General features: G+C 63.1%; 14 protein-coding genes. 1 reads left to right on the top strand and 13 read right to left on the bottom strand.

Annotated features, from left to right (window positions below):
• Positions 1-190: 190 nt before the first annotated feature.
• The 12 genes from JMN22_RS13980 to JMN22_RS13925 form a co-directional block, all read right to left on the bottom strand.
• Positions 191-1,231 (bottom strand): phage baseplate assembly protein, encoded by a 1,041-nt coding sequence (locus tag JMN22_RS13980; RefSeq protein ID WP_198796370.1) that lies wholly within the window; start codon positions 1,229-1,231, stop codon positions 191-193.
• A 3-nt stretch (positions 1,232-1,234) separates the two neighbouring features.
• Positions 1,235-2,473, bottom strand: a complete 1,239-nt coding sequence (locus tag JMN22_RS13975) for a DNA circularization protein (protein ID WP_198796369.1) — start codon at positions 2,471-2,473, stop codon at positions 1,235-1,237.
• Entirely contained in the window at positions 2,460-3,938 is a 1,479-nt protein-coding gene (locus tag JMN22_RS13970) for a phage tail protein (protein WP_198796368.1), read from the bottom strand. The genes JMN22_RS13975 and JMN22_RS13970 overlap by 14 nt, the downstream gene beginning before the upstream one ends.
• A 130-nt stretch (positions 3,939-4,068) precedes the next feature.
• Positions 4,069-4,365 (bottom strand): phage tail assembly protein, encoded by a 297-nt coding sequence (locus JMN22_RS13965; protein ID WP_045155211.1) that lies wholly within the window; start codon positions 4,363-4,365, stop codon positions 4,069-4,071.
• Positions 4,362-4,709 (bottom strand): phage tail tube protein, encoded by a 348-nt coding sequence (locus tag JMN22_RS13960; RefSeq protein WP_003198314.1) that lies wholly within the window; start codon positions 4,707-4,709, stop codon positions 4,362-4,364. Before JMN22_RS13960 ends, JMN22_RS13965 begins: the two co-directional genes overlap by 4 nt.
• A 66-nt stretch (positions 4,710-4,775) precedes the next feature.
• Positions 4,776-6,272 carry a phage tail sheath subtilisin-like domain-containing protein gene (locus JMN22_RS13955; RefSeq protein ID WP_198796367.1) on the bottom strand — a complete coding sequence of 499 codons (1,497 nt, stop codon included), beginning with the start codon at positions 6,270-6,272 and terminating at the stop codon, positions 4,776-4,778.
• Positions 6,272-6,454, bottom strand: a complete 183-nt coding sequence (locus tag JMN22_RS13950; protein ID WP_003198311.1) for a DUF2635 domain-containing protein — start codon at positions 6,452-6,454, stop codon at positions 6,272-6,274. The genes JMN22_RS13955 and JMN22_RS13950 overlap by 1 nt, the downstream gene beginning before the upstream one ends.
• The gene (locus JMN22_RS13945; RefSeq protein ID WP_198796366.1) at positions 6,451-7,035 is read right to left on the bottom strand and encodes a phage tail terminator protein; all 585 of its coding nucleotides are present in this window, start codon (positions 7,033-7,035) and stop codon (positions 6,451-6,453) included. Before JMN22_RS13945 ends, JMN22_RS13950 begins: the two co-directional genes overlap by 4 nt.
• A 282-nt stretch (positions 7,036-7,317) precedes the next feature.
• Positions 7,318-8,334 carry a contractile injection system protein, VgrG/Pvc8 family gene (locus tag JMN22_RS13940; RefSeq protein WP_198796365.1) on the bottom strand — a complete coding sequence of 339 codons (1,017 nt, stop codon included), beginning with the start codon at positions 8,332-8,334 and terminating at the stop codon, positions 7,318-7,320.
• Positions 8,335-8,343: 9 nt separating this feature from the next.
• A complete protein-coding gene (locus JMN22_RS13935) occupies positions 8,344-8,556 on the bottom strand; it encodes a tail protein X (RefSeq protein WP_198796364.1) in 213 nt (70 codons plus the stop codon).
• On the bottom strand, positions 8,549-8,932 hold the full coding sequence (locus JMN22_RS13930; protein ID WP_030139446.1) for a phage tail protein: 384 nt from the start codon (positions 8,930-8,932) through the stop codon (positions 8,549-8,551). The genes JMN22_RS13935 and JMN22_RS13930 overlap by 8 nt, the downstream gene beginning before the upstream one ends.
• A complete protein-coding gene (locus tag JMN22_RS13925) occupies positions 8,932-10,905 on the bottom strand; it encodes a phage tail tape measure protein (RefSeq protein ID WP_206768481.1) in 1,974 nt (657 codons plus the stop codon). Before JMN22_RS13925 ends, JMN22_RS13930 begins: the two co-directional genes overlap by 1 nt.
• Between JMN22_RS13925 and JMN22_RS13920 the strand changes: the two genes are divergently transcribed.
• A complete protein-coding gene (locus tag JMN22_RS13920) occupies positions 10,883-11,089 on the top strand; it encodes a hypothetical protein (protein WP_198796387.1) in 207 nt (68 codons plus the stop codon). The two genes, JMN22_RS13925 and JMN22_RS13920, sit on opposite strands and share 23 nt — an antisense overlap.
• Positions 11,090-11,111: 22 nt before the next feature.
• Here JMN22_RS13920 and JMN22_RS13915 read toward each other — a convergent pair whose 3' ends face one another.
• A complete protein-coding gene (locus JMN22_RS13915) occupies positions 11,112-11,678 on the bottom strand; it encodes a phage tail assembly protein (RefSeq protein WP_198796362.1) in 567 nt (188 codons plus the stop codon).
• Between the last annotated feature and the right edge of the window lie 127 nt (positions 11,679-11,805).

Here is an 11,805-nt window from a genome sequence, read left to right as displayed (position 1 = left end):
CTCCCACAGGGGATTTGTGGTGGGCAGAAACTTGGAGGCGATCTCGAAATACTGTGGGAGCGGGCTTGCTCCGGGCGGCGATCCGACGAAGACGGCGGCACCTCCAGCATTGATGCAAGCTGAGCCACCGCTTTCGCGAGCAAGCCCGCTCCCACAAGGGATTGCAGTGAACAGATATCCGGTGCCGGATTCAGGGTTTGGGCGGCACCGGGTTGGCGTCGAAGGTATGTGGCGGCGCGACTTGCAGGGTGGTGACGGAGCCTTGTGCCGACAGCGAGTACGTCACTTTGGATATCAGCATGTCTCCGTCGAACCCCAGCACCGGATCGATCACTCGCACTAAGGCGTTATGCCGCCACAAGTCACCATTGGCCTGGCGCCAGCCCTGCACGCGGTAGGTGGTGGTCAACGCCTTGCCGCTGCGGATGGCGCTCTCCCAATCGGCCCGTTGCTGGGCCAGTTCGAAGGTCAATTGCGCGCTCTCGCTGATCACCGTCACCCGCTTGCGCTTGAAGCTCCAGTCGGTGGCGGTGCCGGAAACTTCACTGACCGCCACCCCGCTCTGCTGGTCGTTGCCCTTGTGCTGGCCGATGACCCGGTATTCGGAGAACACCTGGCTGTAGTCCATCGGTGCGCTGCCCGACAGGATGTTCTTGCCCAGCTCCAACACATCACTCGCCCGCCCACCGCTGCCGGGTTTAGCCAACAGCACGCGCCCGTGGGCATCGTCGGTGGAGAACACGCGGAACAACGTCAACAAACGATCGATGGACTGAAAGACCGTTTCCCCCGGCACGATGCTGTGTTCGCTCAGCCGCGCGGTTTCCGGGATCTCACTGACCACACCCACGCCATATTGCGCCGCCAGGACCTGGACGATGCTCAGCAACGTTTGCCCGCGCCATTGCGTCGGACTGTTGATCGCCGCGCAGTCCACCAGGTCCTGGGTCTTGGAGCCGCCTTCAATGCTCAGGCTGATCTGCCGGCCGTCATAGCTGACCGGCGCCTTGAACACATAGCCGCTGAGGACCAGGTCGGCACCAATGCGCACCTGGCATTCATCGCCTGGACGGATCGGCACCGCCTGGGTCTGCCCCGGCCATTGCCAGGTGATGTCGAGTTTGAAGGTGCGGAACTGGCGCTCCAGGTCCGCACTGATTTCCACGCTTTTCCAGCCGCCGTAATCCAGCCCGCCGACGGTCAGCGAGACGGCATTGTCGAGCTCGTTCATGGCTTACTCCCCCGAGACTTTCAAATCGTTGGGCGGCAGGAAACCGGGATGGGCGACGCCGTTACGCTGGGTCACTTCTGTCACCCGGGTGGCATCGGCGAACTGCTGGTACGCCACCACCAGCGCCGGCAGGCTTTGCTTGAATGACAGGTTGATCAACCTCACGCCCGAAGACGCCACCGCCGTCAGGTGCGCGGCCATTTGCTGACGCAGGGTGTTCATCGCCTGGTAGTGCTGCGGATCAGCCTTGAGGGAAGCCTGCCAGATCGCATCGTTGAGGGCGTCGCGCAGGGCCAGCACGTCGTCGGCGACCGGCACGTCCCGGCGCTGGACCGGTTGCACGGCCTGTTGCGCCACCGACGGCGTGGCGCCCAACTTGACTGCGGGCGCCGCCACCGGCATCGCCGCAATCCATTGCGCGACCTGCACCAACAGCGTGTCCTGGACCAGATCGGCTACGGCCTGGGCCGCCGCCGTGGTGTCCTTGCCGGTGGTGAGCTTGGGCGCGTCAGCCTTGCGAATGGCCTCCACCTGTTGCGACACGCTGGCAATCACGCCGCGGTAGCCGTCACGGGCGAAGTCCTTCAGTTCGCGGATGTCACCGAGCAGTCCCTTGAATTCGGCCGCCACTTCCTTGGGCAGCTCTTTCACCGCCTTGACCAGATCGCTGAGTTGCCGATAGGTCTCAATCAACGGCTTGAGCTCCTGCTCAATCACCCCGTAGATGTCCTTGAGGCTGTTGCGCAGGTCAGCGATGCCGATCCGTGCAGCCTTGATCAAGGTCATGGCGTCTTCGAAGCGCCGCACCGCCGAACCGAGGAAGCTGTCGGCCGAGACCAGCAGCAGTTTCTGGCTGTTGATCGTGGCCGAGGGAAATTGCAGCGGCTGGTCGGGGTAGAACTTCAGGCTGAACGTCACCAGCCCGCCGTCCTGGCGGGTCTGGGTCATGTCACATTCGCCGACCTTGACTTGCAGGCGTCCCAGCCATGGGTGCACCAGCTCGCCGCTGCCCTGCTCCAGCGCCTTGAGCAGCTTGTCGCGCTGCTCCAGGCAATCGGGGCCAACGATGAACGCGGTCAGCTCATGAATCTTCGCCTGCTGCCCAAGGCCCTCGAAAAAGGGCTGGTCGCGCTGTGGATATTCATGCAGTTGGCCTTTGTGGCCGACCGGGGTTTTCGCCTGGTCGACCCAGAACCCGACGCCACGAAACGACGCCGGCAACAAACGATCACGCCAGCTCATTGGAGCCTCCTGTGGAAAGTGAGCGATAGCCGATGCGCGAACTCACCGCCAGGGCCGGTTGATTGGTCTGGGGCGGATCGGCGCGCAGCCCGGCCGGCGCGTTTTCGAAACGCACGGTCAGGCCGCCTTCGAGTTGCGTGCGGTTGTTGGCGGCGCTCTGTTGCACGAGGTTGCTGGAGGTTTGCGGCAACGCTCCAGGCGCCAGCTCACCCTTGCCTTCGGCGTTGGTGACGCGCTGCGCCTCGGTCAATCCTTCGACCTTGGCGGTGAACGAGGTGATCATCTCGCCGAAGCCGCCGTTGAAAAACGCCTTGATCGGCGCGATCACCGCCTGCAGCTCGCTCCACCACTGGCTGAACCACTCGCCCACCGGCCCCCACTGCTTGGTCAGGCCTTCGATGGGCGACCAGTCGAACAGGCCGCTGAACACCGCCAACATGATCGACACCTGGTTGCGGATGCCTTCCCAGATGCCGGCGAAGACCTCGCCGATCGTGCCCCAGTTGGCCATGATCAGCCCCAGCGGCGTCCAGTCGAACAAGCCTTTGAGGGCGTCCATCACTGGCACGGTCAAGGCTTTGAGCAGATCCCAGATTGCCGCGAACAGCCCAGTCAGGGGCGTCCAGTTGGCAACGATCAAACCCAAGGGTGACCAGGCGAACAGCGTCTGCATGAAACCGATGACCGGCGTTGCCGCCGCCACGATCACATTCCAGAGCGCGCCGAAAAAGCTGCTGATCGGCCCCCAGTTGCTGATCACCTGCCCCATCGGGGTGTAGGCGAACATCGTCTTGAAGAACTCGACCATCGGCAACACGATCGGCGCGAGCCGTTGCCAGAGCCCGGCAAAGAATGCCGAGATCGGCGTCCAATGGGCGATGATCATCCCGGCCGCCAAGGCGATGCCCATGGCAATCAAGCTGATGGGGTTCATTTTCATCGCCAGGCTGACCACTTCCATGGCCTGGCTCGCACCGCTGACCGCGGTCTGCATCGCGTTGAACGCGACAACGCCCGTCGCCAGGCCCTGGACCAGTTGCGGATTGTCCTGCAGCACCTGGGCCACGCTGCTGATCATCGGCTGCAAACCGACCGCCACCGCGTTGACCGCAGGCCCCAGCGCCGAACCGAATTGCACCGACACGTTGCTGATGGAAGTCTTCAATCCATCCAGATTCTGTGCCGCTACACGAGGCGCTTCAGACGCCTGGACGGCATTGGCCGCCACGCTCGCTGCGCCCGCTTCGTCCTTGAAGGCCAGCGCCGACTTGAGCCCGTCCATGAACGGTTGGGCCAGGCCACCGCTGGGCAGCAGACCGGCAATATCCAGGCTGCCCAAACCCGTGGCATCGAGGTTCTGCTTGAAACTCGCGACCTTCGCACGAAGGCTCGCGAGCTTGGGTGACAGCTCGTCGATGCCCGTCAGCAGCACCGCTTTTTTCTCTACCTTTTCTGTGTCTGCCATCACTGCACCTGCTGCATCGCATTGATCCGTTGCGCGTGCTCCAAGGATTCGCGGAGCACATCCAGTGGCCTGGCCATCATCTGTTCGGGGTCAACCTTCCAGAACCAGGCCAGGTCATAGGCGGCGGCGATCAGGTCGCCGATGGTTGCGACGCCGCACTCATGAAAAAACTCGCGACGGCCCAGCTCAAGGCATTGAGGTCAGCCAGGTCCAACTGGTTGACCGACGACGGCGGGATGCCGGCGCACACCGCGATGTATTTGGCCGCGACGTCCATGTCCAGGCTCACCTCCTCGCTCTTGTCGATCTTGTACGGCAGCGCCTTGATCGCCCGGACTTCCTGCACCGTCGGACGGCGCAGGGTCAGCTCGCTCAATGGCTCGCCGTGGGCCTCGATGGCCACGCGCAAGGTCACGACGTCAGTCATTGCCAGGTCCCCTTGATGCCTTCGAATTTCAGCTCGATGGTGGCGTCGTCGCCCTTGGAAACCGGCTCCTCCACCAGGTAGGCGCCGGCCAGCACGTAGACCTTGCCGTTGTTGAATTCGCAGGTGACGGTCATGTCCGTGCCGGCCACCAGTTGCTTGAGCGGGAAGTCCGCGGTGTGCAGCGCCGTCACCTTGAAGGACGGGGCAATGTCGGTTTCCTTGTAGAAACCCGGTACGACGGTTTCGCGTTTGGTGAACATCAGTGGCGCTTCGCAGCCGCCGTTGATGGTCAGTTGAGCGCCGTCCACTTTGACGTAGCAGGTGCCCGCAATCAGTTGACCCATGGTGTTTCTCCCTTCAAATAAAAAGCCCACGCGAGGTGGGCTGAATCAAGCAATTGAGCATCACTGTCAGGCAGCGGCGTCGTATTGCAGGCGGAATTGGTTGAGCAGCGCGAACACCCGCAGGCCGTTGATGTAGTCCGGCGGGAACAGCACGTTGACCCGGCTCGGATCCTGGCTGTCGCGCTCGACCACCAGGTGCTCGGCGAACAGCTCGGCGTTCTCCACATGGCCTTCCAGTTCGAGCTTGGCATACTGGGCGATCAGCTCGCCGCGGATCGTGCTCGGGGTCACGATGGGCTGGCCGGCGCCGAAACGGGTGCCGTCCGAGGCCAGTTTGTGGCGACCGTACTTGCTGGTGATCACGCTTTGCAGGCGGCGAACGATGAACGCCGACTGGTGCAGGGTTTCACTGTCCAGGTAGGAGTTGTCAGCCTGGCCGAAAGCGTTCTTCTGATACGTGGTGATGGAACGCTGGATGCGTACATAGCCACCTTCGTAGTACGCCGTGGCAATGCCGTAGTTGAGCAGCGACTGGCGCTCGGTCAGGGTGAAGCGTTCGCTGGCCGGTGCCGGGTCCAAGCCTGGCAGGCTGCCGCTCTGGGTCGGACGGCTGGCGTCGGCGGAGATGAACACCGCCGTGCGCGCAGCCAACGCAGCGGCCTGGACCCAGAACGGTTGCGGTACGCCCAGCTCCAGCGCCTGGATCGTCATGTGCTGGTCGTTGCGCGCCTGACCGGCGGCGACCAGGGTGCCGAGGGTGCCGCGCTTGGCACTGTAGACATGGCCGAATAACTGCTTGGCCCAGGACCAGCGACCGGTGCTGTCGTCCATGACCGCTTGCCAGGTGTTGAGGCTCGCTACATCGGACCAGGGCATGGCGATGAATTCAAAAGGCTCGTCGCCCAGGGCCGCGACGGCGGCGGTCTGGTCCGGTACACCGGCGCCGCCGGTCATCGCGGTGATGGCGGTGGTCAGCCCCGCCGGGGTGTCTTCGCCATTGCTCTTGCCCAGGCGATTGAATTGCAGGCTGATGTCGTTGCCGCTGTCGCCGGTCCATTTGGCGCTGAGGGTCACAACACCTTCGGCGGCCGCAGCGGTCACCGGCAGGTCGGCGGCAGCGTTGATTTTCAATGCCAGCGCAGTGGCGGCCTGGGCTGCCGTGGCGCCGTTGACGATGGCGGCCTGGACGCGCACACCGCCGACGTACAGGTTGAGCAGGCCGCTTTCAGTCGCGGCGCCGGTGAAGGTCAGCACGCCCTTGGCGATGGAACCCTCGATATTGTGCAGCGGCAGGCACCAGATCTCACCGAGCGGGTCGGTCTTGCGCCAGGTCTCGTACATCGAGGCGAGCATCGAGCCCTGCCCGCCGATGCTCTTGGCCAGCGCGACGCTGGAAACCAGCACCAGCTTGCCGACCTCGGCCGGCGCAACGTTGTCGTTGACCTGGGCGACGATCAACCGGCGCATGGCCGACGACGCGCTATTGGCGGCCGAGTTGTCCATTTCGGCGTAGAACAGCGGAACACGAATGTCCGCAGGAATGTTGCTGAATCCGATCGCCATTATTTGGCTCCCTGTGGTTTTGCCGCTTTCACGGCTTTGGTAGTGATATCGCCATCGGCCAGACGTCGACGCCACCAGGCGTTGTCGGGCACTTCACGGCCCTCGAGGGGCAACAGGTCGCCCGCTTCCGGGTCCGGTACGGCACGGCCCGGGGCCGGCAGCACGGTGATGCGTTTGCTCATGGGGTTACGTCTCCAGAGAAAGTCAGTTCCACGCGCCCGTCGGGGCCGGGATGTTTCAGATTGGGGTCCGCCGGGTCGATGGCATCGACCCGCACGGTGGCCCCGGTAAAGGACGACAAGCCGTCCAGTTCACGCTCGTGCCAGCTTTCGGCAGGCTGGCTCGCCAGATTGCGGCCCAGCTGGAACTCGGCGGAAAAACGCAGCCGGTGCGAGACGCGGCTGCTGTTGATGGAAACCAGTTCGCTGCCGTCGTATTCGATGCCGCTGTACTCGGCGCCCGGCTTGAAACCCACCAGCGCACGCCACAGTTCCGCCCGCAGGTCGTGCAACAGATCCAGCGCTTTTGTCGCGTCAGTGGCGTCTAGCACCAGCACCACATCGAAACGGTCGCGTACCGCTTGCAGCGTGACGTTCTGTGCCGCGTTCTTGCTGGCGATATCGGCGGTGGGCAGGACATAGGCGCAGGGGGGGTGCAGCGGGGCCTCGGCTTGCAGCGTGGCAAGGTCGAAGCCTGCCGCCACGCGGAGGCCGAGCGTGGGGCATTGCTCACGCAACTGCGTGAGGATCGGGGTGATCTTCATGGAGGAATTCCAGTTGTAGAGAAGATGCAGTCGAGGAAGACCTGTGGGAGCGAGCTTGCTCGCGATTGCGGTGGGTCAGGCGGCAGAGATGTTGAATGTCACACCGCCATCGCGAGCAGGCTCGCTCCCACAGGAGGACTCGGTTGGGCGCAGGGATATGTGCAATGCTGAACAAAACTGTGGGAGCGAGCTTGCTCGCGAAAGCGGTGGGTCAGGCAGCATTGATGTTGGATGTGCTGGCGTCTTCGCGAGCAAGCCCGCTCCCACAGGGGGGTGGTGGGGTCAGGCCTTGGTATCCAGGCGGGTCGCGTGAATCAAGCAGCGATAGCTTTTTTCCCGGTCGCCACTGGCGGTGACCTTGTCGATCGACCAGCGACCGCGCATGAAATCCGGCCAGGAGGGATCCAGCAATACGATGCCCTCGGCGGACAGCCCAGGGTTGCCAGGGCACTCGATGTCCACCTTGAGCGCTTCGCGCTCCATCCGGCGCACCTCGCCTTCAGCGGCGGCGCGGGCGTCGTCGGCGCTCTGGAAGCGCTGGCGCAGGGTCTTGAACGGCGCGATGCCGCTCTCCTCGACCTGCAGCTTGCCGGCCGCCGCATCCCACCAACGGGTCTTGCAGCCCTGGTACTTGGCTCGGGCGGTTTCATCAAACTTCGCCGAAATGAAGGCGTGGTCGCCTGGGCGATTGTTGGTCGTCACCGACAGTTTCATCTCGGGCAGAACCTTGCCCGACAGCGACTTCGCCTGGCCGCGCCGGGCCAGCACATACAGCTCGTTGACGGGTTTGGCGACCGCGTCATAACGGTGAGCCAGGCGCGTCAGAAACCCCATGTCGGTTTCGTTGGTCTGGTCGATGTGCTCGATTTTGATCAACGACAGGTCCGGCGCCACCCGGGGGGAAAACCCGTGCCGGGAAGTCAGCTGACGAAACAGCGCTCCCAGGGTCGTCGGGCCATGGCTGACGGATCGGCGTTGCTTGAACCCGGTCTGGTCCGCGGCACTGAACGGCGCCGCCATGGCCGCCAGCACGAGTTGCAGGGGAAACAGGAACGGTGTGCGCCGAGTGATGACGAACTCGCCTTTGTCCACCAGACCCGACTCCAGATAACCGACCCGCAGGCCAATCTTGCCGCCCAGGCTGGGCAACCCTTCCAGACCGTCCAGGCTGATGGTGAGCGTCAGCTGATCGGACTCGATCCCCGCCGCATCGACATGCTCCCATTTGAGCAGGCGTTCGTTGAGCAGCGCAGCGTTTGCGCCATAAATTTCCACCGCAGGCGTGAAACCCAATGACATGTCGCCTCCTTAATCCCAGGCCGAAACCGGAAGCGATGCCACCGGCTTGAGGTCCACTTCCGGCAGGACCACCCATACGCCCGCGGGCAATACCGGGCTCCATTCCGCCAACCCTGGATTGAGCAGCCAGAGCGCTTCTTCAACGGCGTCATCACACCGCCCAAGCTCGCGGTACAGCAACAGATTCACCGAGTCACCGGCGATACTTCGAACCCTACGCATTGGCGAACTCCGTCAAAACAACCACCCAGCCGACCACCATCGCCGTACCGTCATCAATGATCTCGGTCTGGGTTTCGGTGACATCATTGATTCGCCACCGGCCCCAGTTGCGGCCAATGCCATCGACCAACGGCAAAGGGATGCGCAGGGCTTGCAGCGCCCGCAACTCATCGAGGCGATCCATGGCGGTTGCGTACATCGATTTGCCGGTGATCGTCAGCCCTTGCAGGCCTTGGCCGACCTGGCTGGACTTGGGTTTGCCGGTGAGGATGTCGATGTTTTTCCAGCCACCGTCCGAGGTGTGCACCAGTTGGTGGTACGCAAAATTTCTCGACAGGCCAAAGATGAAACTGCCGAGGGCCATTTGTTGACGCATCACGTACCTCCGTCGGTCAGGGCCGCGTCACTGCGCATGGCGAGTGAGTTGGGCATGGTCATCAAGCCGAATTGGCCCGAGAGCTGCTGCACGACCAGGTTCGCCAGCTGACTTGCGCTGGCTTGGTCTTGGCCGTTGATGTAGATATTTGCGGTCATGGTGTTCTGCTGTTGGTTGGCCTGGGCGCTGGTCAATTCTTTCGTCACCGCCTCCGGAGCCTCGAGCCGATCGGAAGGAGACGCCAGTTGCTCACCCAGCCACGAACCGGCCATGCCGCCAACAAAACCGCCGATTGCGGTGCCGATTCCAGGCAGAAGGAACGACCCGATCGCCGCGCCAACGACCGTTCCGGTCATCTGGCCGACGGCACCTCCAACGGCCTTGTCATCGCCGTCGCGCAATCCTTTGTAGGCATCGTATCCGGCACTGACCACCATTAGCGGTGCCGCTGCTTTGCTGACCAGGGGTTGGGCCTTGGCCACGGCTCCCATCAAACGGCTCGCCGTACCGGCAGGCCTGGTCCTGGTCACGCGGGGCGCTCCTTTTTTGCCGCCCTTGCCCTTGCGGGTACCGTCATCAGCGTCGGCGATTACATCCCCCACGCTTTCTGGCAGGCGAGCGGCGGTCTGGTCCAGGACCTTTTTGCCCACTCTCGAAAGCCCCTCCGACAACACAGCGTTGCCAAGCAGCGCCACTAGAGATGCGACGGCCGCAACTGCAAGCGCAACGCCCGCTGCGGCCTTCGGCGACGCTTCTGCCAGCGAACTCAAACCGCCCGTCACCGTGTCGAGGGAGGCCGTCAAACCGTCATCCACCGGCATCAGCGCATTGCCAACCGCCGAGGACAGACGCGTCTGATTCGCCTGATGAGCGTTCCATCGTCCTTGTGAGGTCTGGCCAAGCGTTTCGGCGGTTTTGGCAACGGAGCCGTCGTACTTTGGCAACGCTCCGTCGGTGGTCCGTTCGGACACCAGCGCAAAGGCCTTTTGGGTGTCTTGCGGTTTTTTCAGCAGCTCAAGAATCGCGGTGTTATCGCCAAACAGAACCTTGGTCAGCGACTGCTGCTCGTCGGCAGGTTTTTTCTTCAGTGCTTCAAGCACCAGGGTGATGGTTCCCGATGCGTCCGTACGCAGACCGTCGGCCACCATCGCCGGATTGAACCTGGGGTCCAGCTCGGTCCAGGCCTGACGCTGCTGCGGTGAGGCTGCATTCCCCTTGGCCAACACCGTGGTGAACACTTTCAAAGCCTCACCGGCGCCAGCCTTGTCCACGCCGCTGTTCAGGAACGCCGCCGCGAGGGCCGCCACCTGCTCCGGGGGCATTCCCGCGCCGATGCCAGCCTCGCCACCACGTTGCATGACCGAGCCAATGTCGGCCGCTTTGACATTCAGGCCACTGTTACCCAAGTGGTTGGTCGCATCCGCCAGGCTCAGGCTTTGTCCCCGGTCCAGCTCCATCGCCGTGCGCCAGGCCAACAACATCTCGCTGGCAGCCTTGACATCAAGACCGAACGCCGACGCCATGACCGCGCTGTCGCGAGTAAAATTCAGCAACTCGTCCTGTTTCTTGGCTGGGTCGAGGCCACTCCCGATACCTGCTTTCGCCGCTGCCAATTCGACCTGCGCCAGCTGCACCGCTGTCGCCCCGCTGGGTGCCACCTGTTTTTCGCTGGCCATCTTCAGGTTGGCGATCGCCATGCCGGAGAGCTGATCCTTGCTCAGTTTCGCCACCAGATTGAGCTCAACCATCGCCAACTCCAAGGCTATGGAAGACTTGCGTCGATCAGGCGGTGCGCTTTGTTCAACCTCGGCCTTTAGCTTGGATTTCGGCTCGCTGCTGGACGCCGCCGCCGAACCATTTGCCTTGAGCAGCGATTGCTGCTGTGACAGGGCAACGTTCAGCAATGTCAGCGTTTCTCGCAACTTGACCTGTTCCGACACCAGCAGGCGGATGTCGAGACTGGCCGTGGTCAATGCCAGGTTCAGCCCCGACGTTTCCAATACGCCGCCAATGCTCGCCGCGCCGGACAGCGAAAACGTGTTGTCTGCCATCCTGTTCTACTCCTGTTTCACGCCAAGGCGAGTGATCGCGATGTCGTATCGGCGCAAGGCCTTGCCGGCGTCCCACTCCAGGATTTCCGCTTCACTTACCGAGTAAATGAGCGGCACCACATCGAGGATCACTTCGATGTCGCGCTCCGAAAGAAGTCCGCCGGTTTGTTTAAAAAATCGTCGATGCGTACCTGGAGTTGCGTCCAGTCAGGCACGGTCAGCGAGGCCAGGTCCGGCAGCATCAGGCCAGTGCAATGGGCGGTGATGAACTCGGCGCGTTCCTTGGCCGTCTTCAGTTTTTTCATCGCCTTGGTGGCACGCAGCACAGGCATTTCCAAGGTCAGCGAGGTCAGGCTGCGGCCCGCCACCTCGAGCGGTTGCAGCAGCGGCACCTCGTCGGGATCGGCCTGCGTGTCATTCAGAAAATACGAAACTGGGCGCGTGGACATTTCGTGCACGTATTGCGCAATGCTCACGTAGTCCGGGCGTTTGAGCTGGTCCAGCTCCTTGGCCGACAGGCCGGTGGCCAGCTTGGCCAATTCGAAGAACTGCTCGTCTTCGTCATCGCCAGCGCGGGCCAGGGCGTCCTTTTGCGCGGCGTAGTACAGCGGCTTGAGTTGCAACCGCTCGATCTGCGAGCCGTCGTCACCGGTGATCGGCGATAGCAGCTCATGGGTAGGAGGCATCCAGGACATGAAATCAATTCCTTGGTGAAGCAGGGTGGACGAGCCACCTGTGGGAGCGGGGGGGGGGGGGGGGGGGGGGGGGGGGGGCGCCGGGGGGGTGGGGGGGGGTGGGGGGGGGGGGGGGGGCGCCCCCCCC

Source organism: Pseudomonas sp. HB05, assembly GCF_016756915.1.
GTDB classification, from domain to species: Bacteria; Pseudomonadota; Gammaproteobacteria; order Pseudomonadales; family Pseudomonadaceae; genus Aquipseudomonas; species Aquipseudomonas alvandae.
Note: the sequence above shows the minus strand (reverse complement) of the source record. Positions and strands in the feature narration are given on the sequence as shown.

Excerpts from the sequence above, each read along its gene's own strand:
- JMN22_RS13955 (WP_198796367.1), bottom strand. The coding sequence starts at position 6,272 with ATGGCGATCGGATTCAGCAACATTCCTGCGGACATTCGTGTTCCGCTG.
- JMN22_RS13965 (WP_045155211.1), bottom strand. The coding sequence starts at position 4,365 with ATGACTGACGTCGTGACCTTGCGCGTGGCCATCGAGGCCCACGGCGAG.
- JMN22_RS13940 (WP_198796365.1), bottom strand. The coding sequence starts at position 8,334 with ATGTCATTGGGTTTCACGCCTGCGGTGGAAATTTATGGCGCAAACGCT.
- JMN22_RS13935 (WP_198796364.1), bottom strand. The coding sequence starts at position 8,556 with ATGCGTAGGGTTCGAAGTATCGCCGGTGACTCGGTGAATCTGTTGCTG.
- JMN22_RS13975 (WP_198796369.1), bottom strand. The coding sequence starts at position 2,473 with ATGAGCTGGCGTGATCGTTTGTTGCCGGCGTCGTTTCGTGGCGTCGGG.
- JMN22_RS13950 (WP_003198311.1), bottom strand. The coding sequence starts at position 6,454 with ATGAGCAAACGCATCACCGTGCTGCCGGCCCCGGGCCGTGCCGTACCG.
- JMN22_RS13945 (WP_198796366.1), bottom strand. The coding sequence starts at position 7,035 with ATGAAGATCACCCCGATCCTCACGCAGTTGCGTGAGCAATGCCCCACG.
- JMN22_RS13930 (WP_030139446.1), bottom strand. The coding sequence starts at position 8,932 with ATGCGTCAACAAATGGCCCTCGGCAGTTTCATCTTTGGCCTGTCGAGA.
- JMN22_RS13915 (WP_198796362.1), bottom strand. The coding sequence starts at position 11,678 with ATGTCCTGGATGCCTCCTACCCATGAGCTGCTATCGCCGATCACCGGT.
- JMN22_RS13980 (WP_198796370.1), bottom strand. The coding sequence starts at position 1,231 with ATGAACGAGCTCGACAATGCCGTCTCGCTGACCGTCGGCGGGCTGGAT.
- JMN22_RS13920 (WP_198796387.1), top strand. The coding sequence starts at position 10,883 with ATGTCGAGACTGGCCGTGGTCAATGCCAGGTTCAGCCCCGACGTTTCC.
- JMN22_RS13970 (WP_198796368.1), bottom strand. The coding sequence starts at position 3,938 with ATGGCAGACACAGAAAAGGTAGAGAAAAAAGCGGTGCTGCTGACGGGC.
- JMN22_RS13960 (WP_003198314.1), bottom strand. The coding sequence starts at position 4,709 with ATGGGTCAACTGATTGCGGGCACCTGCTACGTCAAAGTGGACGGCGCT.